The sequence below is a fragment of the Neisseria sp. 23W00296 genome (assembly GCF_044772855.1).
GTDB lineage: Bacteria > Pseudomonadota > Gammaproteobacteria > Burkholderiales > Neisseriaceae > Neisseria.
Map to the genome: position 1 here is coordinate 1,173,185 of NZ_CP173024.1, position 23,271 is coordinate 1,196,455.

General features: G+C 59.2%; 21 protein-coding genes. 14 read left to right on the forward strand and 7 right to left on the reverse strand.

Going from position 1 to position 23,271, the window contains the following annotated elements; translation table 11 throughout:
• Positions 1-28: 28 nt before the first annotated feature.
• A complete protein-coding gene (gene ylqF, locus ACG2K1_RS05895) occupies positions 29-961 on the forward strand; it encodes a ribosome biogenesis GTPase YlqF (protein ID WP_395428487.1) in 933 nt (310 codons plus the stop codon).
• A 267-nt stretch (positions 962-1,228) separates the two neighbouring features.
• On the opposite strand, the gene ACG2K1_RS05900 is transcribed toward ylqF, so the two are convergent.
• Both ACG2K1_RS05900 and recC read right to left on the reverse strand, forming a co-directional pair.
• Positions 1,229-2,548, reverse strand: coding sequence for a murein hydrolase activator EnvC family protein (locus ACG2K1_RS05900; protein WP_395428488.1), 1,320 nt, complete (start codon positions 2,546-2,548; stop codon positions 1,229-1,231).
• Between the two features lie 158 nt (positions 2,549-2,706).
• Positions 2,707-5,916, reverse strand: coding sequence for an exodeoxyribonuclease V subunit gamma (gene recC / locus ACG2K1_RS05905; RefSeq protein WP_395428489.1), 3,210 nt, complete (start codon positions 5,914-5,916; stop codon positions 2,707-2,709).
• Positions 5,917-6,132: 216 nt separating this feature from the next.
• On the opposite strand from recC, the gene ACG2K1_RS05910 reads away from it, so the two are divergent.
• Both ACG2K1_RS05910 and ACG2K1_RS05915 read left to right on the forward strand, forming a co-directional pair.
• Positions 6,133-6,435: a TM2 domain-containing protein gene (locus ACG2K1_RS05910; RefSeq protein ID WP_009425056.1), complete on the forward strand. Its 303-nt coding sequence runs from the start codon at positions 6,133-6,135 to the stop codon at positions 6,433-6,435.
• A 76-nt stretch (positions 6,436-6,511) separates the two neighbouring features.
• Positions 6,512-7,186, forward strand: a complete 675-nt coding sequence (locus tag ACG2K1_RS05915) for a cytochrome b/b6 domain-containing protein (protein WP_395428490.1) — start codon at positions 6,512-6,514, stop codon at positions 7,184-7,186.
• Positions 7,187-7,442: 256 nt separating this feature from the next.
• On the opposite strand, the gene ACG2K1_RS05920 is transcribed toward ACG2K1_RS05915, so the two are convergent.
• Positions 7,443-8,534: a hypothetical protein gene (locus ACG2K1_RS05920; protein WP_395428491.1), complete on the reverse strand. Its 1,092-nt coding sequence runs from the start codon at positions 8,532-8,534 to the stop codon at positions 7,443-7,445.
• Between the two features lie 167 nt (positions 8,535-8,701).
• On the opposite strand from ACG2K1_RS05920, the gene ACG2K1_RS05925 reads away from it, so the two are divergent.
• Positions 8,702-10,441: a potassium/proton antiporter gene (locus ACG2K1_RS05925; RefSeq protein ID WP_395428492.1), complete on the forward strand. Its 1,740-nt coding sequence runs from the start codon at positions 8,702-8,704 to the stop codon at positions 10,439-10,441.
• A 322-nt stretch (positions 10,442-10,763) separates the two neighbouring features.
• Here ACG2K1_RS05925 and ACG2K1_RS05930 read toward each other — a convergent pair whose 3' ends face one another.
• Positions 10,764-11,450, reverse strand: coding sequence for a DUF6348 family protein (locus ACG2K1_RS05930; RefSeq protein ID WP_009425051.1), 687 nt, complete (start codon positions 11,448-11,450; stop codon positions 10,764-10,766).
• Positions 11,451-11,492: 42 nt separating this feature from the next.
• Complete coding sequence (gene ppx / locus ACG2K1_RS05935) at positions 11,493-12,998, reverse strand: exopolyphosphatase (RefSeq protein ID WP_009425050.1); 1,506 nt, start codon at positions 12,996-12,998, stop codon at positions 11,493-11,495.
• 341 nt (positions 12,999-13,339) lie between these two features.
• Between ppx and ACG2K1_RS05940 the strand changes: the two genes are divergently transcribed.
• The 9 genes from ACG2K1_RS05940 to leuB all read left to right on the forward strand — a co-directional run bounded on the left by ACG2K1_RS05940 (position 13,340) and on the right by leuB (position 20,685).
• Positions 13,340-14,236, forward strand: coding sequence for a BPSS1780 family membrane protein (locus tag ACG2K1_RS05940; RefSeq protein ID WP_395428493.1), 897 nt, complete (start codon positions 13,340-13,342; stop codon positions 14,234-14,236).
• A gap of 232 nt (positions 14,237-14,468) precedes the next feature.
• Complete coding sequence (gene leuC, locus ACG2K1_RS05945) at positions 14,469-15,884, forward strand: 3-isopropylmalate dehydratase large subunit (protein ID WP_395428494.1); 1,416 nt, start codon at positions 14,469-14,471, stop codon at positions 15,882-15,884.
• Between the two features lie 102 nt (positions 15,885-15,986).
• Complete coding sequence (locus tag ACG2K1_RS05950) at positions 15,987-16,784, forward strand: GIY-YIG nuclease family protein (protein ID WP_395428495.1); 798 nt, start codon at positions 15,987-15,989, stop codon at positions 16,782-16,784.
• A gap of 106 nt (positions 16,785-16,890) precedes the next feature.
• Positions 16,891-17,253, forward strand: coding sequence for a VOC family protein (locus ACG2K1_RS05955; RefSeq protein WP_395428496.1), 363 nt, complete (start codon positions 16,891-16,893; stop codon positions 17,251-17,253).
• A gap of 125 nt (positions 17,254-17,378) precedes the next feature.
• Positions 17,379-17,600: a hypothetical protein gene (locus ACG2K1_RS05960; RefSeq protein WP_009425043.1), complete on the forward strand. Its 222-nt coding sequence runs from the start codon at positions 17,379-17,381 to the stop codon at positions 17,598-17,600.
• A 76-nt stretch (positions 17,601-17,676) separates the two neighbouring features.
• Positions 17,677-18,318 carry a 3-isopropylmalate dehydratase small subunit gene (gene leuD, locus ACG2K1_RS05965; RefSeq protein WP_009425042.1) on the forward strand — a complete coding sequence of 214 codons (642 nt, stop codon included), beginning with the start codon at positions 17,677-17,679 and terminating at the stop codon, positions 18,316-18,318.
• Between the two features lie 256 nt (positions 18,319-18,574).
• Positions 18,575-19,021, forward strand: a complete 447-nt coding sequence (locus tag ACG2K1_RS05970) for a YhcH/YjgK/YiaL family protein (RefSeq protein WP_009425040.1) — start codon at positions 18,575-18,577, stop codon at positions 19,019-19,021.
• 71 nt (positions 19,022-19,092) lie between these two features.
• Positions 19,093-19,563, forward strand: a complete 471-nt coding sequence (locus ACG2K1_RS05975) for a hypothetical protein (protein WP_395428497.1) — start codon at positions 19,093-19,095, stop codon at positions 19,561-19,563.
• Between the two features lie 51 nt (positions 19,564-19,614).
• Positions 19,615-20,685 carry a 3-isopropylmalate dehydrogenase gene (gene leuB, locus ACG2K1_RS05980; RefSeq protein ID WP_395428498.1) on the forward strand — a complete coding sequence of 357 codons (1,071 nt, stop codon included), beginning with the start codon at positions 19,615-19,617 and terminating at the stop codon, positions 20,683-20,685.
• 127 nt (positions 20,686-20,812) lie between these two features.
• Here the strand turns inward: leuB and ACG2K1_RS05985 are convergent, their stop codons facing one another.
• Both ACG2K1_RS05985 and ACG2K1_RS05990 read right to left on the reverse strand, forming a co-directional pair.
• Positions 20,813-21,280 carry a type IV pilin protein gene (locus ACG2K1_RS05985; RefSeq protein WP_395428499.1) on the reverse strand — a complete coding sequence of 156 codons (468 nt, stop codon included), beginning with the start codon at positions 21,278-21,280 and terminating at the stop codon, positions 20,813-20,815.
• A gap of 73 nt (positions 21,281-21,353) precedes the next feature.
• Positions 21,354-21,773: a type IV pilin protein gene (locus ACG2K1_RS05990; RefSeq protein WP_395428500.1), complete on the reverse strand. Its 420-nt coding sequence runs from the start codon at positions 21,771-21,773 to the stop codon at positions 21,354-21,356.
• Positions 21,774-22,070: 297 nt separating this feature from the next.
• Between ACG2K1_RS05990 and ACG2K1_RS05995 the strand changes: the two genes are divergently transcribed.
• Positions 22,071-23,246 carry an efflux RND transporter periplasmic adaptor subunit gene (locus ACG2K1_RS05995; protein ID WP_395428501.1) on the forward strand — a complete coding sequence of 392 codons (1,176 nt, stop codon included), beginning with the start codon at positions 22,071-22,073 and terminating at the stop codon, positions 23,244-23,246.
• Positions 23,247-23,271: the final 25 nt, after the last annotated feature.

The following is a 23,271-nucleotide window of genomic DNA, read 5'->3' on the forward strand; positions in this document are numbered from 1 at the left end:
CGGCCTCCACACAAAAAGGCACAGCAACATGGCAATCCAATGGTATCCCGGCCACATGCACAAGGCCAAAAAAGCCATCGCCGAACGCCTCAAAAGCGTCGACATGGTGATCGAAGTCCTCGACGCCCGCATGCCCGCATCCGGCGAAAACCCCCTGCTCGGCCAACTCTCCGCCGGCAAACCCAAACTCAAAATCCTCAACAAACAAGACCTCGCCGACCCCGAACGCACCCGAATCTGGCTCGACGATTTCAACAGCCGTCCCGACACCCGCGCCATCGCCCTCGACGCCTCCGACCGCCAAGCCGCGCAGAAGCTCATCGCCGCCAGCCGCGCCCTCGTTCCCAACAGAGGCGGCATCGACAAACCCCTGCGCGTCCTTATTTGCGGCATCCCCAACGTCGGCAAATCCACCCTCATCAACGGCATGCTCGGCAAGAAATCCGCCAAAACCGGCAACGAACCCGGCATCACCAAAGCCGAACAGCGCCTCTTCCTCGCCGACGACTTCTGGCTCTACGACACCCCCGGAATGCTGTGGCCGAAAATCATCGTCGAAGAAGCAGGCTACAACCTCGCCGCAGGCGGCGCCGTCGGCCGCAACGCCCTGGACGAAGAAATCGTCGCCCTCGAACTTCTCGACTACCTGCGCCGCCACTACCTCCCCCTGTTGCAGGAGCGCTATCAGGCCGACAAAAACGAAAGCAGCCACTGGCGCGACAACCAATGGCTCGAATGGATAGGCCGCAAACGCGGCGCCCTTCTCCCCGGCGGCCGCATCAACCACCAAAAAGCCGCCGAAAACACCCTCACCGACTTCCGCGACGGCCACATCGGCCGCATCACCCTCGAAACCCCGCACCAATGGGCGCAATGGCTCAAAACCGCCCGTCAAAAAGAAGCCGAACTCAAAGCACAGCGCGAAGCGAAAAAAGCCGAACGCAAAGGGAAGGCCGTCTGAAAATACGGTTCCGACAAACCGACACCTGCTTTTTTCAGACGGCCTCAGCACATCAGAGGCCGTCTGAAACGCATAAATTGTCCATTCTCCCGCTCAGGCGGGAATTTTTTCGGCAGCTGCACCGGCTGTTCTGCGGACACAAACGGCAAAAGGCCGTCTGAAAGCGCAGCTTCAACGGAGTTAAAACCGTATTTCAGACGGCCTTTTGCGTTTTAGCTTCGTTGAAACCGTACTTCGGAAACGCCATTCCCGCACGGGCGGAGTAGCTCAACGCAGCCAGGAGGCGGGGTTCATGGCGCTTTGGCGGTAGCGGATTTCGAAATACAGGCCTTCTTCGCCCGAGGCAGTGCTGCCGCTGGTGCCGACGGTGCTGCCGCTTTTGACGCTGCTGCCTGCGGCGGCGGCGAGGGAGGAGAGGCCGGTGTAGATGCTGGTGTAGCCGTCGCCGTGGTCGATGACGACGGTGTTGCCGTAGCTGCCGAGGCTGCCGGCGAAGGCGACTGTGCCGTCGGCGACGCTGCGCACGGGGGCGGGGGCGGTGGCGAAGAAGAGGCCGCGCCAGACGCCGCCTTCGGGGCGCGGGCGGCCGAAGTGTCCGGTGATGCTGCCGCCGACGGGGCGGGGCAGGCTGCCCTGTAAGCGTGAGAAGCCGCTGCTGCCGGCATATTCGCCTTGCAGGGCGCGGTCTTCGGCGGTGAGGGTGGAAACGGGAGCGGCGGGTTTGTTTTTTTCTTCGGATGCGGCGGGCGGGGCGGGTTTGTTTTCGGGTTTGCCGTCGGCGGGTGCGGGTTTGCCCTGTTTGCGCACTTTGGCGGCCTGTTTTTCCGCTGCCAGGCGCTCGCGGGCGGCTTTGGCGCGGGCGGCGGCTTCCTGTTTGCGTTTGGCGGCGTTGCGGCGGGCGATTTCGGCTATGAGGTAGTTGAGGCGGGCTTCGTCGGTTTTGAGGCGGGCGAGGTTTTGGCTCTGTTTGTCGATTTCGGCGGCGAGGCGGCTGTTTTCGCGTTCGGCGGCGGAACGGGTTTTGCCGAGTTTGCCGAGGGCGGCCTGTTTTTCGGCTTTGAGTTTGTCGAGTTTGGCCAGTTCGGCGTCGATTTCGGCTTCGCGCTGTTGCAGCTCCTGCTGCTGGCGGGCGAGGTCGGCGACGACTTTTTGGTTGGCGAGGCCGATTTGGCGGGCGTATTCGAGGTAGCGGGCTTTGCGGCCGGGTTCGGCGTTTTTGAGGAAGAGGATGACGGCGTTGCTGCGGCGGTTTTTGTATTGGCCGCCGAGCAGGCGGGCGAGCTGGGCTTTGCCGGAGGCAATTTCGGTTTTGAGGCCGTCGAGTTCGTTTTGCAGGGTTTGCAGTTTCTGCCAGGTGTCGCGCTGGCGGCGGGTGAGGGCGGCGAGTTCCTGCTGCGCTTTGGCCAGGGCGGCGCGGGTTTTGTCGAGGGTCTGCTGCGTCTGCTGCCGTGCCTGCTGTTTTTTTTGCAGGTCGTTCTGCGTGTCGCTGATGGCTTGGCGGATGCTGTCGAGACCGCCGTCTTCGGGAGCGGCACTGAGGGCGGCAGAGAAGAGGAGGGTACAGAGGAGCAGGGGGCGCAGGTTCATGAAGCGGGTTGTCCGGCGGTTGGAAAGCGGTGGATTATAGCGGAATTTTTCTGCGGGGCGGGGCGGGACGTCGGCCTTGACGCCGATGTGTTTTCAGACGGCCTCATGCATTTGTCGGCTTTGCCGCCGCCGTGTTTCTACTGCGGGAGCTTCGTCTTTCAGACGGCCTCTTTGGTGTCGGACAGGGCAGCGAGCAGGGGGGCGGCGAGGTTTTCCGCCAGCAGCCAGAAGGTTTCGCCGTCGACGGGCGGGGTGTCGTTGCGGCCGAAGACTTGGGCGACTTCGGCGTAGTCGCACTGGCCGGTGCTTTTTTTGCCGCCGAAGTAGGCGGTGGCGGCGGCTTTGTAGGCGGACAGGCGCCGCTCTTCTTCTGTTTTTTTGCCGTCGGGCAACAGGGCTTCGGCGGCGGCGAGGGTGGTTTTGGCAAAGAAGGGCAGGGGGCGGCTTTGGCCGGTGCGCCACCAGGCGAGCCAAGCGGCAAGCAGGGTGCGCGCCTGTTGCTGCGGGATGGGGGGGAGAGTGGTGATTTGGTCGGGCTGCACCCAGTGGCTGCGCAGGTCGGCGGCGCTGTCGGGGCGCACGGCGTTGTAGATGAGGTGTTCGAGCAGGAGGACGGTTTTTTCGGGGGCGTTGGGGGCGTGGTCGAGGAAGCGGATGCGGCCGTCGCGGTGCAGGCTGTCGAGGCTGCCGTAGAGGGTGAGGCCGTCTGAAACGAAGGTGTAGGGGGCGGCGGGTAGGGGCGGGCTGGCGATGAGGTCGGAGTCGAGGGATTTGGCGGCGGTTTCGCAGCGTTCGCGCCAGAGTGTGCCGATTTCGCCTGCGGGCAGCAGGGAGCGGGCTTCGAGGACTTGGGCGGTGTCGGCGAAGTCGCGGCGGTTGAGGCGGGCGTCGAGGTAGGCGGCGGCGGTGTCGCGCGGGCACGGCGGCTCGAAGGGTTCGGCGGTTTCCCATGCGCCGCCGAGATAGGGCGCCTGCCAGTCGAGTGTGTGCGAGAGCCAGTGTTTGACGGGGTTGCGCCAGAAGTCGAGAAAGGCTGCGTGGCCGACTTCGGTGGAAATGCCGGCGCCGCCGTCTGCGTTTTCCGATTCAGTGCCGCAGAAGGGGGCGGGTTTGGCGGGCGGGGCGGACAGGGCGGCGGCGTAGTCGGCGCGGGTAGAGCTGAGTCTGCCGCCGTCGAAGTAGCGGGTGGAGAAGGCTTGCAGGGGGTGGTTTTCGACGAGGGCGGCGTTTAACTCTTCCACGCTTTGCCCGGTCATGTCGGCGAGGCAGTCGGCCAGTTCGCCGACGAGGGCGGAGGGGGCGAGGGCTTCGTTGGTGCGGATGTCGCGGCCGACGTAGGAGAGATAGAGGTGTTCGCGGGCGCTGATGAGGGCTTCGAGGAAGAGGTAGCGGTCGTCGTCGCGGCGGGCGCGGTCGCCTTTGCGCGGGTGGCGGGCGATGAGGTCGAAGGCGGCGGCGCGGGTATCGCGCGGGAATTTGCCGTCGTCGAGGCCGATGAGGCACAGGACTTTGAAGGGCAGGGAGCGCATGGGCACCATGCCGCAGAAGGTGATGCCGCCGCGCAGGAAGCCGGCGTCGCTGCGGCTGCCGAGAAAATTCGACAGGTGCAGGCTTGCAATGCTGCCGGAGAGTTCGCCGATAAAGCCGGCGAGGGCGGCTTCCTGCTGCCAGCGGGCGAGTGCCTGCGCGAGCTGCTGGGCGGCGGCGCGGTCTGCTTCGGACGGTTCGCATATGTCTTCGGCAAGGCTGCGGATACGCTCCGCCCATCCTGCGATGTCTGCGGGCCGCTGCCAGATGGCGTGCCAGTGTTTCAGACGGCCTATGAAGGCGGCGAAGCGGGCGTAAACGGCGGTGTGGCCGGGGTCGGCGTGCCACGGGCTGACGCCCTGCCACAGGCTGCCGTTGTCGGGCAGCATCCAGCCGAGGGCGATTCTGTCCAGCCCCTGCTGCCAGGTGAACAGGGCGCTGCCGCCGCCGCGCATGGCTTCGTCGGCGCCCCAGCGGATGTTGAGGCGTTCGGCGGTGTCGCGCAGCAGCGGCAGGTCTTCGAGGGTGAGGCCGAAGCGGGCGAGGACGGTTTCGTTTTCCAAGAGGGCGAAGATTTTGTCGGCTTCGAAGCGGCTGTCGAAGATGTCGGCCAGCTGTTCGAGCGCAGAAAGCAGCGGGCGGCGGCGGCCGAGTTTGACGTCGGACACGGAATAGGGCAGCGGCTGCGGGCTTTCGCGGCCGAACACGGCTTCGAGGAAGGGGGCGTAGGGTTCGATGTCGGGGGTGAGGACGGCGATGTCGTGCGGCTGCAGGTCGGGATGTCCGGCCAGCAGGGCGAGCAGGTGTTCTTTGAGGATTTGCAGTTCGCGCAGGGGGCTGTGGGCGGCAACGATGCGGATGCTGTCGTCGGTGCGGGCGCTTCCGTCGGGCAGGGCGAGGGTTTGCAGGCCGTATTGCAGGCGGTGCAGGAGGCCGTCTGAAAGGGCTTCGTCGCGGTAGACGGAAAGGTCGGCGGCCAATTCGCTGTCGGCCAGGGCGTTGAAAAAGTCACGCCCCTGTTTGCCCAACGAGGCGAGCAGGGGGTGGCCTGCGGCGGCGGGATCGGCATCGTTCTGTTGCAGCATCTGCGCCGGTTCGATGATGTTGCCCCAGTATTCGGCCGAGGGGTTGAGGGCGAAGATGTGCACTTCGCAGTGTTGTGCGAGTTCCTGTAAGAGTTGCAGGTACATCGGCGCGAGGGTGGCGATGCCGAACACGCACAGGCGATCGGGCAGCACGCCTGCGGGCGGCGCGGCAAGGGCGGCGCTCAGGCGGCGGCGCATTTCGACGCGGTGCGGCGCGCTTTGGCGGCCGTCGTCGAGAAAGCGCCACAATTCGGCCTGCCAGGCTTCGTCGCCGCCCAGCCCGATCGGTTTGCCGCGCTGCCAGGCGTCTATCCAGTCGGGACGGTAGACAAGGTATTGGTCGAAAATGTCGGCGATCTGCCCGGCAAGCCGGTAGGCCGCCGTTTCGCCGCCCGCAAGATAGCCCGACAGCACCTGTTTGGCCGACGCCAGCTCGGGGGCATTGAGGCCGTCTGAAACAAACAGACCCAATAGCCGCCAGCGCATCACTTCGGTGTCGAAGGGGCTCAGTTCGGGAATGCCGGGCAGCAGGTCGCGCATCAGCCGCCAGGCGAAACCGGCAGGCAGGGAGAAGCGGATGTTGGCCGCGATGCCGTCCTGCTTCGCCAGATAGCGGGCGACAAAGCGGCGCATGCCCTGGCTCTGCACCATCACTTCCTCCGCCGCAAACGCCTGCGGCAGCGGGCGGCTCTGCTGCACTTTGTGCATCATGGCGGCCAAATCTTCGAGGCGGTTGGACTGGTAGAGGTTAAGCATGGCAATCTTTCGCAGACGGGAAAGCCGCGCATTATATAGAGAGCGGCGGCCGATGGCAGCGGGAGGCCGTCTGAAAGCGCGTTTTGCGCTGCAAATGATAATTTATGCAAACTTTATGGCGGTTTGTTATAATCCGCCGCCGCAGATTTTGATATTTGTTTATGTGCAAACCGGTTTTCCGGTTTGTTTTGACTGACCTGTAATGGAGAGAAAACCATGTCTGAAAACACCCCGCAACAACCCGCACCGCAACAGAGCGCTCCCGCCGGCACCGACAAACGCATCATCGCTTCCGTTTTGGCCTTTTTCCTCGGCGGCCTGGGCGTGCACAAGTTCTACCTCGGCGTGAACAAAGTCGGCGTTATCTACCTGCTTATCAGCATTTTGGGGTCGTTTGCGTTCGGTATCGGCCCGCTGGTTGTCTTCGTGTTCTGCATCATCGACATCGTAAAATACATGAAATGCACGCCCGAAGAGTTCGAGCAGACCTACGTTATCGGCAAGAAAGAATGGTTCTGAGCGCGCGAGCCGCAGCCAAGCCCATTCGCAACAGCCCGTCCGACGGGCTGTTTTTCCGTTTCGGGAGGAACAAAACATGATTAAGGACACACGGCAGGGCATCAAAATCTGGGATCTGCCCACCCGCCTGTTCCATTGGACGCTGGCCGCCGCGCTGGCCTTTATGTTTTTCAGCGCCAAAAGCGGCGGCCTGTGGCTGGTGTGGCATCTGCGCTGCGGCCTGCTGGTGGCGGCGCTGATTATCTTCCGCCTGTGCTGGGGGCTGTGGGGCAGCGACACCGCGCGTTTTGCCCGCTTCGTGCGCCCGCGCGGCGTGCCCGCCTATCTGCGCGGGCAGTGGGACGAAAACCGCCATCCCGGCCACAACCCGCTCGGCGGCCTGATGGTGGTGTTGATGCTGGCCGCCGTGCTGTTTCAGACGGCCACCGGCCTCTTCGCCGCCGACGGCAACACCTTTATCAACAACGGCTATCTCAACGGCTGGATCGGCGCGGACGCGGGTGAAACCGTGCGCGCCGTCCATATCCGCTTCTCCCGCCTGCTCGCCGCGCTGGCGGTGCTGCACATTGCGGCGGTGCTGTTTTACCGCGTGGCGAAAAAACGCAATCTCGTCACGCCGATGATTACCGGCCGCCAAACGCAGGCATCTGCCGACGCGGTGCGGCCGCATTTTGCCGGACGCTCGGCCTTCTGCGCCGCCGCCCTGATGGCGGCGGCAAGCGTGGCGCTGGTGTGGCTGCTGCGCCGTTAGCCGTGTGTCAAACGGCGCGGCAAAAGGCCGTCTGAAAGCAGGATTTGCTTTTCAGACGGCCTTTTTGTTGCGGCAGGCAAACGGACAACAACCTTAGGGGCTGTTGACAATCAGCCTTGCGGCGGTATTTTTGGTAAAAATCCGCGCCTGCCGCGTCAAAAATGCTCGCAAGGTGTCCAATCTTGCTGTGCTTTTTTCCTTGCATCCGCGGATTTTTCCTCAAAAATCCGCTTCGCAAGCTGAATGTCAACAGCCCCTACAAAGCCCCCGCTTCGATATACGGCACGCGGCCGTCGAGATCGGGCGGTTCGCCGAGGGAAACGGCAAACAGGCGGCCGCCTGCGGCGATGTGCGGATAGGCCGCCAGCTCGGGCAGCAGGGGATCGTTTTCGTGCAGGCCGCCGACCATATAGTGCCAGCCGCGCCGCCTGCCCGCGCGGTAGAGCGCACGCAGCAGCAGGCGGAAAACGGCGGGGTCGTCGTTTTCCACGGCAAGGGCGGCGATGTAGCCGTGGCGCATCTGTCCGCCTTCGGGCGGCAGCGGCGGCAGGCGCAGCAGGCGGGCGGCGGCGTTGTACAGCGGTTTGCCGATGCGCCATGCGCCGTTGTAGCGCTCGACGTGGATTTGGCGGAAGGCGTGCTGATCCCAGCCCGCCAGTGCGCCGACGAGACGGCTTTGTTTGAAGGCCAGCAGGAAATCGCCGATGCCCAGCCCTTTCAGACGGCCTTGTGCCAAATCTTCGGCGCGATAGTGCGGGGCAAACTGCCGCCGCGCGTGTTCGCGGTTGAGAAAGGCAAACAGCGCCGATGCATCCTGCGGCACGGCCGCGCGGATTTCGATATCGGGTGCATCGAGGGCACGGCGCGGCAGGGTCAGCCCGATTACGGGGGTGTGCACCATGCCCAGCGGCGTGTAGCGCGGCATGCCCGCGCGGTTGGCGGCGATGGTGGAGAGCGCGGCGGCGTTGTCGTGCAGAATCATGGTGATTTCGGCGGCCAGCGGTTCGGCTGCCATTTTTTCCGCCAGCACGCGGTAGCCGCGGTAGAGGTGCAGGCCGTTGCGGTGGCATTTGTCGATGCGCAAATCGGCCAGATAGCCGGTGTCGCACAGTGTGCCGTTGAGGTAGGCAGGCCGTCTGAAACGGCTGCCGAGCATGACGATTCTGCCGTCGGCATCACAGCCTTTGTAAATCTGCGCCCTTTCGCCCTGAACGGCCGCGGCGGCGAAATAGGAGGGTTCGCGGCGGAAGCTGACGCTGATGCCGCCTTCCATGACGTTGCGTGCGAGCAGGGCGCGCAGTTCGGCGTCGTCGGCGGGCGTAACGGGGGAAAAAACGATTCTGCTCATGATGGGGCCGTCTGAAAAAAGGGCGTGTGCGAAAGGGCGGCATTATAGGCCGTCTGAAAGCGTTTCAGACGGCCTTCTGCCGCGTAAAACGCGCCGCCTGTGTTAAAATCCGCCGTGTTTTTCCGCCGATTTTTCCTTCTGTTTTCCTATCGAGAAAGCCCGCCTCCGTGGACGCCGTCAATACCCTGTTTCTGATTATTGCCCTGCTGCTGTTTATCAGCGTTGTCGCTTCGCGCGTATCGACCCGTTTCGGTATGCCGCTGCTTTTGGTGTTTCTCGGCGTCGGCATGCTGGCGGGCGACGAAGGGCCGGGCGGCATCGGTTTCGACAGCTTCGCCGGCGCGAATATGATCGGGCAGATGGCGCTGGCGGTGATTCTGCTCGACGGCGGCCTGCGTACGCGCTTCGACAGCTTCCGCCTGGCGCTGAAACCGGCGGCGGTGCTCGCCAGCTGGGGCGTGGTGGCGACGGTGGGTCTTTTGGGCGCATTTGCCACGTTTTTCCTCGGTACCGACTGGAAAATGGGGCTGCTGATGGCGGCCATCGTCGGCTCGACCGACGCGGCGGCGGTGTTTTCCCTGATGCGCAGCAGCGGCGTGCGCCTCAATTCGCGTATTCTGGCGACGCTGGAACTCGAGAGCGGCTGCAACGACCCGATGGCGATTCTGCTGGTGAGTGCGCTGATCGGGCTGATTATGAACCCGGCCGAAACGGGGGCGGCGCAAATGCTCACCCTGTTGGCCAAACAACTCGGACTGGGGCTGCTCTTCGGCTATCTGGCGGGCAAGGTGCTGGCGCGGATTTTGGAGCGCATCAGCCTGGCCGAAGGGCTGTACGCGATACTCATCGCCTCGGGCGGCCTTTTGGTGTTTGCCACCACCAACCTTTTGGGCGGCAGCGGCTTTCTCGCCGTGTATCTGGCGGGCGTGTTCATCGGCAACTCGCGCAACAGCTCCACCGAGCACGTTTTGAATGTGATGGACGGCCTGGCCTGGCTGGCGCAGGCGTCGATGTTTCTGGTACTCGGGCTGCTGGTCAGCCCGGCGCGGCTGTTGGAAAACTGGACGAATGCGCTGGTGATCGCCGCCTTCCTGATTCTGGTGGCACGGCCGCTTGCCGTGTGGACGTCGCTGAAATTCTTCCGCTACAACCCGCGCGAAGTGGCCTATATCAGCTGGGTGGGGCTGCGCGGCGCCGTGCCGGTGACGCTGGCCATCACGCCGCTGATGGCCGGCGTGCCCGATGCGCTGAAACTGTTCGACGTGGCTTTTGCCGTGGTGATTCTGTCGCTGCTGATACAGGGCACGACCATCCCCTTTTTCGCCCGCCTGCTCAAAGTCGTGCTGCCGCCCAAGCCCGAGCCGCTGGCGCAGCGGGAAATCTGGCTGGCCGACAAACTGGCGGTGTCTTTGCAGTCGTTTAAAGTGGAAGCGGGATCGGACGCGGAAAACAGCCACCCTTCGGCCATGACGCGCGACCGCTTTTCAGACGGCCAAATCTTCGCCCTGCTGCGCGGCGACCAAACCGTTGCCGTGCTGCCCAGCACGCAGATGCAGGCGGGCGACGTGGTGTGGTTTATCCTCGACGAAAAACTGGGCGACGATTTTGCCAAACAGTTTGCCGCCGCCGCAGGCGAAGAACAGAGCTTTTTCGGCGCGTTCAACCTCAACCCCGAAGCCGTGGTGGGCGATTTGGCCGAAGTGTACGGCCTGCCCGTCGGCGAACACGAACGCGGCCTGCGCTTGGACGATCTGTTCCGCGAACGTTTCGGCGACATGCCCGTGGCGGGCGACCGCATCAATCTGAACGGCTTTGAAATCACGGTGAAGGAACTCGACAACAAAGCCCGCATCCGCCTGCTCGGTTTGAAAATGCCGCAGGAAGGCGCGGCGGTGCACGCGGCTTAGACGCGCAGATAAAGCAAAGAGGCCGTCTGAAAGCAAAGCTTTCAGACGGCCTTCTTTTCAGCGGCAGGTAGCACGCGGTTTTCCCAAACCGCCTGATCACAAACCGCGTGCGTCGCAGAGCGACACACCCTACAACCGTTTTTTCAGACGGCCTCCCGCTTTCAGGCGGCCTTTTGGTTTAACAACAGGTAGGGTGTGTTGCGCAGCAACGCACGCGGTTTCGGGTTTTCAGACGGCCTTTTGTGGTGCGCGGCGGATGAGGGCTGAAAAGTGTCGGATACAAGTATCCGACCTACAAGACTTTCAGACGGCCTCAACGCTTTCAGACGGCCTCTTGCGGCATCAGTATGATGAATTGGCGCAGGCTGTAGAAGTGTTCGCGGTGCGGCCAGTCGAGGCGGGCGAGGGCGGTTTCGGCGAAGGCTTGGTTTTCGTTGTCGATGAGAAATTCGACGCAGTCGGTCTGTCCCGCGCTCTGGCTGTAATAGAAGCGGACGAAGTGGATGCGTTTGTCGGGGCGGGCGCGGCGCAGGGCTTCGCGGATGGCGTTTTGCAGGGCGTCGGCGGGCAGATCGGGTTTGTCGCCCGCGTATTTGGTGACGGTGTTGCCGGTGTAGGCGTCGAAGAAGATGCCGTTGAGCGTCAGGCTTTGCGCTTTGCTGCGGCGGCGGTTGAAGGCGTCGAGGATGGTGTGCAGGGCGCTTTCCTGGAAGTTTTCCCAGTTGCCGCTGAGGGCTTCTTCGACGGTGGCGCCGACATCGCCGTAGGCTTCGTAGAGCAGGCGGCCGTCGGGCAGGGCGGTTTCGACGTCGAGGCGGGTGACGACGGCGTTGTCGTGGCGTTGGCTGACGTAGGCGAGGGTGTCGAAGGAGGCGGGAACGGCGAAATCGGGGATGAGTTTGCCGTCTTCTTCGCGCACTTGGTGGCCGTGGGCGGTAAGGGCGGCGTGGAGGATTTGGTTGAGGGTGTAGTCGTCGCTGTCTTGTGTGTCGGGGATTTGGTCGGTCATGGCGGTTTTCGTCGGTTTGCGGGGTGTTTCAGACGGCCTTTTTCAGACGGCCTGTACTTCGAAACGGATTTGGGTTTTCGCCCATTGCTCGCTTTCGTCGTTCAGGGCGCCGGCGGTGAGGGGGTTTTCGTCCAGCCATTGTTGGGCGATGCGCAGGACGATGGTGTTGTTTTCGGGGCTGCTCAGGCGGGTGTGGCGGGGCAGTTCGAAGGGGAGGCGGGCGCGGTTGAAGAGGACGGACAGGCGCAGGGCGAAGAGGGCGTACCACATGATGTTGCCGCCTTGGATTTGGTCGGCGACTTTGCGCACGTCGCCGCGCTGGCCGAGGGCGAGGGCGGCGAGGATGTTTTGTTCTTTGCGCGAGAAGCCGGGCATGTCGGCTTGGGCGAGGATGTAGGCGGTGTGTTTGTGGTAGGCGGTGTGGGCGATGTCGGTGCCGATTTCGTGCAGTGCGGCCGCCCAGCGCAGGTATTGCCGCCAGTGTTTGAGCTCCTGCACGGAGACGTTTTGCGCGAGGCTTTCGAGCAGGTGGTCGGCGGTGCGGGCGACGCGTCCGGCCTGGCTGCGGGAGACGTGGTAGCGTTCCTGGAAGCGGACAACGGTTTGTTCGCGCATGTCTTCGTTGAGGCTGCGGCCGATGAGGTCGTAGAAAACGCCGTCGCGCAGGGCGGCGTCGGTGACGTTCATGGTTTCGACGCCGAGTTCTTCGAATACGGCAATCATCACGGCCAGGCCGCCGGCGAAGACTTCGACGCGCTCGGCTTTGAGTCCTTCGAGTCTGGCTTTTTTGACGCTGCCGGCTTCGGCGATACGCTGCGCGAGTTTTTTCATGCCGGCGTAGGTGATGGTTTCTTCGGTGTTGCCGGTTTCGGCGGCGAGAACGTCGCGGATGGATTTGGCCGAGCCGGAGGTGCCGACGGCGAAGTCCCAGCCGGTGCGCTTGTATTTTTGCGCGATGCGCTGGATTTCGGCGCGGGCGGCGGTGACGGCCGTCTGAAAGTCTTTTTCGCCGGTTTTGTTTTTGAAAAAACGCATGGTGTAGGTAACGCAGCCCAGGGGCAGACTTTCGGCGCAGGCGGGCTGGGCTTCCGAGCCGATGACGAATTCCGTCGAGCCGCCGCCGATGTCGACGACGAGCATGCGGTCGCCGTTGGGCGGCAGGGTGTGGATGACGCCGGTGTAGATGAGGCGGGCTTCTTCGCGCCCGGCGATGACTTCGATGGGAAAGCCCAGCGCAGCTTCGGCCTGCGGGATAAAGGCGGCGATGTTTTTGGCGACGCGGAAGGTGTTGGTGGCAACGGCGCGGACTTGCTCGGGGGCGAAACCGCGCAAGCGTTCGCCGAATTTGGCGAGGCAGGCGAGGGCGCGCTGCTGCGAGGCTTCGTCGAGGTTTTTCTGTTCGTCCAAACCTGCGGCAAAGCGCACCATTTCTTTAATGGAGTCGACGACTTGGAGCTGGCCGTTGTCGTTTTGGCAGATTTGCAGGCGGAAGCTGTTGGAACCGAGATCGACGGAAGCGAGCATTTGCGGGGCGTTGGGGCTGTTCATGCGGGGAGGGGGCGGAAAAACGGAAAGGCGGCATTGTAGTCAGGCCGTCTGAAAACCGCAATTTCAGACGGCCTCGGGCTGTGGCGGAACAAGAAGCCGTCTGAAATTGCGGTTTTGATTTGTTTTGCGGCCGTCTGAAAAAACGGAATCGTGGTTTTTCAGACGGCCTTTCTCTTGCACAAGCGTTCAAAAGCCGTCTGCCTTCGAGTATGCAGGTGTGTTGTTTCTAAAAAACAGGCAGGCAGAAAAAAATCGCCTGCGGCGGCGGCTTTGGTTAAAATATGTCAGCTTTATTAACTGTATCAACCGTTTTGTCCGAGCAATTTTTAACAGGAGTATTTATGAATCCCTACGAACCTTCTTCCCAGACGCCCGAAACGCCGTTTTCCCCGCCACCCGCCAAGCAGCCGCCGCTGCTTTTGGCCGAACCGCGCAAAGTGGCGTGGGGCGAGGGCGCTGCCTGGATCAGTCAGGCGTGGCGGATATTCAGGCTGCGCCCGTGGATGTGGCTGGGCATGATGTTTGTGATGGGACTGATCAGCATGCTGGTGCAGCTTGTTCCCTTTATCGGCGGCCTGATCGGCGCGCTGATTCCGTTTTTCTTCACCGGCGGCCTGATGCTTTCATGCGATGCGCTGGAAGAGGGCGGCGAATTGCAGTTTGATTATCTGTTTTCCGGTTTCAAATACAAATTCGGCGAACTGGCGGTGCTGACGCTGCTTTATATCGCCTTTATCATCGTCGGCCTGATTGTGGTCGGCATTCTGTTTGCCATATTTGTCGGCGGTTTCAACCCCGGCGAGTTTGCCGCCGCCATCAATTCCGGCTCGGGCGATGCGGGTGACGCGCTTCTGGTTATCCTGTTTATGCTGATTATTATGATGCTGTATATCCCGCTGGTGATGATGGTTTGGTTTGCGCCCGCGCTGATTGTGCTGCACGACGTGCGGCCGTTCGAGTCGATGAAAATGAGCTTCAAAGCCTGCCTGCGCAATATCGGCGCGTTTATCGTCAACGCGCTGGTGTGGTCGGGTATGGCCTTGGCTGCGGCTTTGGCTGTTGTCTTGGTCGGCCTGCCCTTCGGCTTGCTTTCCAACAGCGCCGAACCGGCCTATTTCGTGGTCGGCCTGATGACGCTGCTGATGATTCCGCTGTGGCTTGTTTTTGCCTGCATGATGCAGATCGGTTACTACACCGCCTACCGCAGCATTTGGACAGACCCGCCGCTGAAACGTTAAACACACCATCCGAACATGCCGTTCTGTTTTTCAGACGGCATGTTTTTTGCGGCGGCGGCAGGCCGTCTGAAAGCCTGTTTCAGACGGCTTGATAAGACAATTTGTCTAAAAATAAAATAAAAATCCGAATCAGGCTCTCCATTTTGAAAATTTTTAGACATTTTGCTTGCGCCATGCTCTGTTCGCCGCTACCATAGCCGCCGTTTTTCCCTATGAACACAAGAAAAAAACCATGAACACCCAAGCACAAACCCTTTACGACAAACTCTGGAACAGCCACGTCGTACGCGAAGAAGAAGACGGCACCGTGCTGCTCTACATCGACCGCCATCTGGTGCACGAAGTTACCAGCCCGCAAGCCTTTGAAGGCTTGAAAATGGCCGGCCGCAAGCTGTGGCGCATCGACAGCGTGGTTTCCACCGCCGACCACAACACCCCCACCGGCGATTGGGACAAAGGCATCCAAGACCCGATTTCCAAGCTGCAAGTGGACACTTTGGACAAAAACATCAAAGAATTCGGTGCGCTGGCGTATTTCCCGTTTAAAGACAAAGGCCAAGGCATCGTGCACGTGATGGGCCCCGAACAGGGCGCGACGCTGCCCGGCATGACCGTCGTCTGCGGCGACTCGCACACCAGCACTCACGGCGCGTTCGGCGCGCTGGCGCACGGCATCGGCACCAGCGAAGTGGAACACACCATGGCCACCCAGTGCATCACCGCCAAGAAGTCCAAATCCATGCTGATTGAAGTGCAAGGCAATCTGAAACCCAACGTAACCGCCAAAGACGTGGCGCTCTACATCATCGGCCAAATCGGCACGGCGGGCGGAACGGGCTATGCGATTGAGTTCGGCGGCGAAGCCATCCGCAGCCTGAGCATGGAAGGCCGCATGACCCTGTGCAATATGGCCATCGAAGCGGGCGCGCGCTCGGGCATGGTGGCGGTGGACCAAACCACCATCGACTATGTGCACGGCAAACCCTTCGCGCCCAAAGGCGAAGCGTGGGACAAAGCCGTCGAATACTGGCGCACGCTGGTATCCGACGAAGGCGCCAAGTTCGACCAAACCTACACCTTCCGCGCCGAAGACATCGAGCCGCAGGTAACTTGGGGTACCTCGCCCGAAATGGTGCTCGACATCAGCGGCAAAGTGCCCAACCCCGCCGACGAAGCCGACCCCGTCAAACGCAGCGGCATGGAGCGCGCCCTCGAATACATGGGCTTGGAAGCGGGCACGCCGCTGGCGGACATTCCGGTGGACATCGTGTTCATCGGCTCGTGCACCAACAGCCGCATCGAAGATTTGCGCGAAGCTGCCGCCGTCGCCAAAGGCCGCAAAAAAGCCGACAACGTCTCGCGTGTGCTGATCGTGCCCGGCTCGGGCTTGGTGAAACGCCAGGCCGAAGCGGAAGGCTTGGACAAAATCTTTACCGACGCAGGATTTGAATGGCGCGAACCCGGCTGCTCGATGTGTTTGGCGATGAACGCCGACCGCCTCACCCCCGGCCAGCGCTGCGCGTCCACTTCCAACCGCAACTTTGAAGGCCGCCAAGGCAACGGCGGGCGCACGCATCTGGTCAGCCCGGCGATGGCGGCAGCGGCGGCGGTTACCGGCCATTTCACCGACGTGCGCACGATGGTGTGATGCCGAATCCGATCAAGGCAGCCTGAAAGGCGTTTTGGAGAAATCTTCTGTTTTCAGGCCGCTCAACACACCATTAAATCAAAATTTATGTAAGGAAATACAATGAACAGGCTGCTGGAGATAGGCTTTGAAAAAGCGGGATACTGGGTTTTGAATGAAGCCAATGAGCTTTCTTATGAATTAACAAAATTTTCTAAATATAAAAATATACTTTATGCATTTATTTGCGGTAGGGATATAAAATATATAGGAAAAACAGTGCGGACTTTAGATGTGCGCATGTATGGTTATAAAAGTCCTAAAAGTACTCAAACGACAAATGAACGTAATCATGAATTAATTAAACAGTTATTACTGAAAAATAAGGAAATAGAGATTTTTGCCTTACCTGATAACGGATTGTTTCATTATGGACAATTCCATATTAATTTAGCTGCGGGACTTGAAGACGATTTAATTGGAAAAATTCAACCCGAATGGAATGGACAAAGAAAATCTTCTCAGTCTACTGAAACACCAAAATACAATCTTGACTCTAAGTCTGATGAAGAATTGTCAAATATCAACGAATATAATTTAATCAAGGAACGTAAGTCAGTTGTAAATTATGAAAGAACTCTTGAAAATAAATATTATAACGAAGGTTTTTTTAATGTTGTAAGGGCTTATGAGAACTTTTTTGGCAAGGATGGAGAAAGTATTAAAATTTTTCTAGGAGATAAAGATGAGCCAATTATTGGTCAAATAAATAGAAGATGTAACACGAACTATACTCCTCGTATTTTTGGATATGTACCACTAAGGAAGTGGATTCAAGAAAACTTTGTACAAGGGGAAACAATGTTGGTATCTATTTTATCTCCTACAGAAATTTGGCTTCAAAAAATGCCCAAACAATAAATATTGCTGTTTTAAATAGGTAGCTTTTAGGGTTAGAAAGGCTGCCTGAAAATGTAAAACTCCGGTTAAAAAACCGTTAATCCCGTTTAAAAAAGGAAAAAATGCTATGCACAATCCCGTTGGTTGGTTCGGCATTCATGCGCAGGATATGGCGCGGGCGAAAGCGTTTTACGAAGGCGTGTTCGGCCTGCCTTTGCAGGAAATCGCCGGAGGCCGTTTCTACCTCTTTGGCGCAGACTGGCAGCGTTACGGCGTCAGCGGCATGATCTGGCAGGATGCAGGCGCCAATCCCGCCGCATACGGCGGCTGCACGCTGTTTTTCAGCTGCGAAGACTGCGAAGCGGCGGCGCAAACCGCCCTCGCGCACGGCGGCAAACTGCCGCAGGAAAAATTCCCCATCGCCAACGGTTTCGCCGCCTTTGTGGCAGACAGCGAAGGCAACCGCATCGGCCTGCATTCGCAGAAATAAGCGCCGTGTAAACGCCGCCCGCCGTCCCGCCCCGCGGTTTGCGCCGGCCGCGTTTGCCGATATAATCGGCGGCACATGGTTTCGGCCGTGTGTCTGTTTGACCAACCCCATATAAGGAAAGCAATATGAAAAAAGTATTCGCACTGGCACTCGTATCCTTCGGCTTGGCCGCCTGCTCCAGCACCTGGCACGGCATGAAGAAAGACACCAGCAACAACGTTGAAAAAACCGAAAACGGCCTGGAAAGAGGCTGGGACAAAACCAAAGAAGCCGTCCGCAAAGGCGGCAACGCCGTCGGCCGCGGCATGAGCCACGTCGGCGAGAAAATCGAAAACGCCACCGAATAAACGGCGTACCCGGGCAGCCTGAAACGCTTTCAGGCTGCCTGAAAACCAAAAAAACCGAACAGACCGCAGGAACACCATGAAATCGTTTACCACCCTCACCGCACTCGTCGCCCCGCTCGACCGCGCCAACGTCGACACCGACGCCATCATCCCCAAACAATTCCTCAAATCCATCAAACGCAGCGGCTTCGGCCCCAATGCCTTTGACGAATGGCGTTATCTCGATCACGGCGAGCCGGGCATGGACAACAGCAAACGCCCGCTCAACCCCGATTTTTCGCTCAACCAACCACGCTACCAAGGCGCGCAGGTTTTGCTCACGCGCAAAAACTTCGGCTGCGGCTCTTCGCGCGAACACGCCCCTTGGGCGCTAGACGACTACGGTTTCCGCGCCGTTATCGCTCCCAGCTTTGCCGACATTTTCTTCAACAACTGCTACAAAAACGGCCTGCTGCCCATCGTGTTGAGTGAAGAAAGCGTCGAACAATTATTTCGCGAAACCGAAGCCAACGAAGGCTACCGCCTCGACATCGACTTGGAAAAACAAACTGTTACCACCCCGTCGGGCGAATCTTTCCCTTTCGACATCACCGAACACCGCAAACACTGCCTGCTCAACGGCCTCGACGAAATCGGCCTCACGCTGCAACACGCCGACGAAATCAAACATTTTGAAGCGAAGCGCCGCCAAAGCCAGCCCTGGCTGTTTAACGGCTGAACACGCAAAAGGCCGTCTGAAACCCGCCTCAGACGGCCTTTGCCTGCCTGAGGCCGTCTGAAAAACCATCCCGACCTTCCCGCCCCCACCATGTGCCAACACCACGAAACCCTCGTCAGACAATCCCGCCACCGCTAAGAGCGGCTGCTGTTTGCCATCGCCGCCATCCGCCAAAACCGCCACGGCGATTTGTTTTGGGCGAAAAAAAACCGAAACCGTAACCAAACAGGCCGTCTGAAACCCACCGGCACAACACATGATTACCGACACCATCGCCAACGCCGCCCGTTACGCCGCGCTGCATCCCGATTTTCCCGACGCCGTCCGCCTGCTGCAAAACACGGATTTCGCCGCGCTGCCCGACGGGCAACACGACACCGGCAATCCCAACATCCGCCTGTTTATCGGCAGCGAACCCATGCGCACGCGCGAAGCGGCCCAACCCGAAGCGCACCTGCGCCACATTGACATCCAAGTGCCGCTCAGCGGCACGGAAACCTACGGCTGGGCGGACAGAGGCCGTCTGAAAAACGGCACAGGCTACGACGAAGCGCGCGACATCGAATTTTTCGACTGCCCCTGCGAAACCTGGCTCGACATCCGTGTCGGCGAGTTCGCCCTGTTTTTCCCCGCCGACGGCCATGCGCCGCTGGTCGGCAGCGAAGCCGCCATCCGCAAAGCCGTGTTCAAAATCCGACTGTAAGTTTAAATGTCCCGACAAACATGCCCGACTCACACTAAATATATAAACATTTAATTTAAAATGAGAAACTTATGATTATCGGCGTGATTGATTGCCTGTCTACGGAAGCCACATATAGAAATCCCCAACCTGATATTGACCAATACAAACAAGTTTGTCAGATTGTGGATGCTTTTCAAAATGACTGCCTCCAGCCTGATGTCTTACATGTTGTCCCGCCTTCGATGGCTAATTTTTACGGAGGCACGAAAGTAAGCTTCACTTTGGATTACAAACACAGCTACTATCCATGGATTAACACCAATATCATTGAAGCATTAGAAGATTTAATGAATCTTTTACCTTTTCACAAAGCCGTACTCTATGCTGAAAATGCCAGTTGCGTTATAGAATGGCATCTGGTTGACGATATGAAAGAAAACCTATCAAACACCATCAGTGAGTCTTCCAAATATGCACATATCTGCAGAGTAGCGTATGGCAGGATTGATGAGTTACCCCCTTGCCGCCCTACCGATAAAGACAAATTATTTATTGCTTGAAATGCTTCAAAGCCAATCTGCATCAATATTTACCCACCTAGGAAACCCCTTATGACTTACCAAATCGCCATTCTGCCCGGCGACGGCATCGGCCCCGAAATCACCGCCCAAGCCGTGCGCGTACTCGACAAACTGATTTCAGACAGCCTCAATGCCGCCTATTCCTACGCCCCGCTCGGCGGCGCGGCCTACGACGAATACGGCAGTCCCTATCCCGAGTTCACCCAAAAGCTGTGCCGCGCCGCCGATGCCATGCTGCTCGGTGCCGTCGGCGGGCCGCAGTACGACAATCTTGACCGTCCGCTGCGCCCCGAGCGCGGCCTTTTAGCAATCCGCAAAGATTTGAACCTGTTTGCCAACCTGCGTCCGGCCGTGCTGTATCAAGAGCTGGCCAACGCGTCCACGCTCAAGCCCGAAGTGGTGGCCGGTTTGGACATCCTGATTGTGCGCGAGCTTACCGGCGACATTTATTTCGGCGAACCGCGCGGCATCCGCGCGCTGGAAAACGGCGAGCGCGAAGGCTACAACACCATGCGCTACAGCGAAAGCGAAATCCGCCGCATCGCCAAAATCGCCTTTGAAGCGGCGCAAAAACGCGGCAAGAAACTCTGCTCGGTCGATAAAGCCAATGTGCTGGAAACCACCGAGCTGTGGAAAGAAATTTTCAACGACGTCGCCAAAGACTATCCCGACGTAACGCTCACCCACATGTACGTGGACAACGCCGCCATGCAGCTGGTGCGCGCGCCCAAGCAGTTTGACGTGATCGCCACCGGCAATATTTTCGGCGACATTTTGAGCGACCAAGCCTCGATGCTTACCGGCTCCATCGGCATGCTGCCCTCGGCTTCGCTCAACGAAAGCGGCAAAGGTCTGTACGAGCCCTCGCACGGCTCCGCGCCCGATATCGCCGGTCAAAACAAAGCCAACCCGCTGGCCACCATCCTGTCGCTGGCGATGCTGCTGCGCTACAGCCTGAACGACGAAAAGCGCGCCCGCCAAGTGGAAAACGCCGTGCAAAAAGTTTTGCAGCAGGGCATCCGTACCGCCGATATTTTTGAAGAAGGCTGCAAACTGGTTTCCTGCTCGCAAATGGGTGACGCGGTATTGGCGGCGTTATAAAGCCGTCTGAAAAGCCGGGAGGCCGTCTGAACGCTTTTCAGACGGCCTCTTGCTTATCCCTTGCAGCCGGAATAAAACAGCGGCCGGACATTCTTTGTCCGGCCGCTGTTTTTCGGGTTCAGACGGCCTATTCGTAAACCGTGCAATCCTTATCCGTGCCGTTGGCATTGGAGAAATAGGGCGAAGTATCGGAACAGGACGAATTGCTGCTCTCGCAGATGGTGAGGATATGGTCTTGGTTGATACGCAGGACACGCGGCTCGTTGTCTTTGTCCAAGGCCACGGCTTTGACGGTGAAGCTGTCGGTCAGCGCACCGCGGGCGTCGCCCTGCATTTTGAAGCAGAAATGTCCGTTGCGGGTGAAGGGGATGTCTGCCCAGGTGGTGGAATCGGCTTTAAACGAGCGGTTGCGCGCATAAAACTGTTCGAGCGCGCGGGCGTTGTCGAATAAAACGGCGGAAGCCTGTTTCATGCGGGCGTTTTTGACGTGGCGTTGGTAGGAAGGGTAGGCGATGGCAGCCAATACGGCCAATATGGCTGCAGCAACCATGACTTCTATAAGGGTAAAGCCGGAAAAGGAAAAATGCCGCTTCATGGTCGGACTCCTGGTTGGGAATGCAGATGAAGCGGCAGTATTCGGCAAACTGGGGATTTTGTAAAGATAGGAATCAGTACATTTCGCAGTCTTTGTCGGCACCCGCCCCGGTGCAGACGGTGACAATGCCGTCGTCGTTAAGCTGCATATAGCGCTTTTCGTTGGTATTGTTGGCTTTGGGCGTGGCGGTAAGCAGGTAATGGCCGACATCGGGATCGGTCATGTTTTGATTGTCGTCATTGTAGACGTAGGTGATCTCGAAATATTTGTTGTCGTTTTTCAAATCATTGAATTTGTTGAACGTGCGGTTGCGCGCGTAGAAACGCTCCAAGCGCTGGGCATTGTTGAGCAGATCGCCGCGCGCGTTTTCCAAACGGGTTTTGCGGATAAAGTTGTCGTAGGACGGATAGGCGATGGCGGCAAGAATGGCGACGATGGCAATGGCAATCATCAGCTCGATCAGGGTAAAGCCGCGTTGGTTGTGATGTTTCATGGTATTCCGTTCTGTAATGTGTGCCGCCTGACGGGCGGCGGATTATTGTGGAAAGACGGTCGGATTATAGCGGATTTTTCCGCCTTATGCGGTTGTCACGGCTGATTTGCCGCAGGCTTGTGTAAAATCGTTCTTTTTCATGTAAACGGCAAAGCAAAAAACCGTTTTCCAATCAAATATCTGAATTCCGTTCTGCCGTCTACCCCCGCTTGGCGCCCATGGGGCTTTACAGTAAACTCGCCGCCGTTTGTGCGTTGAAGACGCATTGTTCCCCGATTTCCGAAAGAGAATCAGCCGATGAAAAAAGCCTTGAAGTGGGGCGCCGCCCTGATTGCCGCCGCAGCCGCTGCCTTTGCGGTCTGGTCGTATTTCCAACCCAAAAACGAAGTGAACTACCTCACCGAGCCGGTAACGCGCGGCGACATCAGCCAAACCGTGTCGGCCACGGGCGAGATTTCTCCGTCGAATCTGGTGTCTGTGGGCGCGCAGGCTTCGGGGCAGATTAAAAAGCTGTACGTAACGCTGGGGCAGCAGATTAAAAAAGGCGACTTGGTGGCGGAAATCAATTCGACCACGCAGGTGAACGCGCTGAACACGGAAAAATCCAAGCTGGAAACCTATCAGGCCAAGCTGGTTTCGGCGCAGATTGCCTTGAACACCGCCGAGAAAAAATACAAACGCGAAGCCGCGCTGTGGAAAGAAGAGGCCACGTCCAAAGAAAACCTCGAAAGCGCGCAAGATACCTTAGCCGCCGCCAAAGCAACGGTGGCCGAACTCAAAGCCTCGATTAATCAAACCAAAATCTCCATCAACACCGCCGAATCGGATTTGGGCTACACGCGCATTACCGCGCCGATGGACGGCACAGTCGTCGCCGTGCCGGTGGAAGAAGGCCAAACCGTGAACGCGGTGCAGTCCACCCCCACCATCATCCAGCTTGCCAATCTGCAAACCATGCTCAACAAAATGCAGATTGCCGAGGGCGACATCACCAAAGTCAAAGCGGGGCAGGACATTTCGTTTACCATTTTGTCCGAGCCGGACAACCCGATTAAAGCCAAGCTCGAAAGCGTTGATCCCGGCCTGACCACCATGTCGCTGGGCAGCTACACCACCAGCACCGACACCACTTCCAGCGCGATTTACTACTACGCCCGCGCACTTGTGCCCAATGAAGACGGCAAACTCTCCATCGGCATGACCACACAAAACACCATCGAAATCAGCGGCGTGAAAAATGTGCTGACTGTGCCGACGATGGCCGTGAAAAAACAGGGCGGCAAATCTTATGTGCGCGTGTTGGGCAAAGACGGCAACGCCGTGCAGAAAGAAGTGAGCGTCGGCCTCAAAGACGGCACGCGCACCGAAATCAAAAGCGGCGTGAGCGAGGGCGAACAGGTGATTCTTTCCGAAATCAGCGCGGCCGAGCAGGCGCAAAACAGCGAACGCGCCATGATGGGCCCGCCGCGATAAAGCGTGAAAAGGCCGTCTGAAAGCC

What these genes read in the sequence shown, in the direction of transcription:
- ylqF (WP_395428487.1), top strand. Translation starts at nt 29, where the DNA reads ATGGCAATCCAATGGTATCCCGGCCACATGCACAAGGCCAAAAAAGCC.
- ACG2K1_RS05900 (WP_395428488.1), bottom strand. Translation starts at nt 2,548, where the DNA reads ATGAACCTGCGCCCCCTGCTCCTCTGTACCCTCCTCTTCTCTGCCGCC.
- recC (WP_395428489.1), bottom strand. Translation starts at nt 5,916, where the DNA reads ATGCTTAACCTCTACCAGTCCAACCGCCTCGAAGATTTGGCCGCCATG.
- ACG2K1_RS05910 (WP_009425056.1), top strand. Translation starts at nt 6,133, where the DNA reads ATGTCTGAAAACACCCCGCAACAACCCGCACCGCAACAGAGCGCTCCC.
- ACG2K1_RS05915 (WP_395428490.1), top strand. Translation starts at nt 6,512, where the DNA reads ATGATTAAGGACACACGGCAGGGCATCAAAATCTGGGATCTGCCCACC.
- ACG2K1_RS05920 (WP_395428491.1), bottom strand. Translation starts at nt 8,534, where the DNA reads ATGAGCAGAATCGTTTTTTCCCCCGTTACGCCCGCCGACGACGCCGAA.
- ACG2K1_RS05930 (WP_009425051.1), bottom strand. Translation starts at nt 11,450, where the DNA reads ATGACCGACCAAATCCCCGACACACAAGACAGCGACGACTACACCCTC.
- ppx (WP_009425050.1), bottom strand. Translation starts at nt 12,998, where the DNA reads ATGAACAGCCCCAACGCCCCGCAAATGCTCGCTTCCGTCGATCTCGGT.
- ACG2K1_RS05940 (WP_395428493.1), top strand. Translation starts at nt 13,340, where the DNA reads ATGAATCCCTACGAACCTTCTTCCCAGACGCCCGAAACGCCGTTTTCC.
- leuC (WP_395428494.1), top strand. Translation starts at nt 14,469, where the DNA reads ATGAACACCCAAGCACAAACCCTTTACGACAAACTCTGGAACAGCCAC.
- ACG2K1_RS05950 (WP_395428495.1), top strand. Translation starts at nt 15,987, where the DNA reads ATGAACAGGCTGCTGGAGATAGGCTTTGAAAAAGCGGGATACTGGGTT.
- ACG2K1_RS05955 (WP_395428496.1), top strand. Translation starts at nt 16,891, where the DNA reads ATGCACAATCCCGTTGGTTGGTTCGGCATTCATGCGCAGGATATGGCG.
- ACG2K1_RS05960 (WP_009425043.1), top strand. Translation starts at nt 17,379, where the DNA reads ATGAAAAAAGTATTCGCACTGGCACTCGTATCCTTCGGCTTGGCCGCC.
- leuD (WP_009425042.1), top strand. Translation starts at nt 17,677, where the DNA reads ATGAAATCGTTTACCACCCTCACCGCACTCGTCGCCCCGCTCGACCGC.
- ACG2K1_RS05970 (WP_009425040.1), top strand. Translation starts at nt 18,575, where the DNA reads ATGATTACCGACACCATCGCCAACGCCGCCCGTTACGCCGCGCTGCAT.
- ACG2K1_RS05975 (WP_395428497.1), top strand. Translation starts at nt 19,093, where the DNA reads ATGATTATCGGCGTGATTGATTGCCTGTCTACGGAAGCCACATATAGA.
- leuB (WP_395428498.1), top strand. Translation starts at nt 19,615, where the DNA reads ATGACTTACCAAATCGCCATTCTGCCCGGCGACGGCATCGGCCCCGAA.
- ACG2K1_RS05985 (WP_395428499.1), bottom strand. Translation starts at nt 21,280, where the DNA reads ATGAAGCGGCATTTTTCCTTTTCCGGCTTTACCCTTATAGAAGTCATG.
- ACG2K1_RS05990 (WP_395428500.1), bottom strand. Translation starts at nt 21,773, where the DNA reads ATGAAACATCACAACCAACGCGGCTTTACCCTGATCGAGCTGATGATT.
- ACG2K1_RS05995 (WP_395428501.1), top strand. Translation starts at nt 22,071, where the DNA reads ATGAAAAAAGCCTTGAAGTGGGGCGCCGCCCTGATTGCCGCCGCAGCC.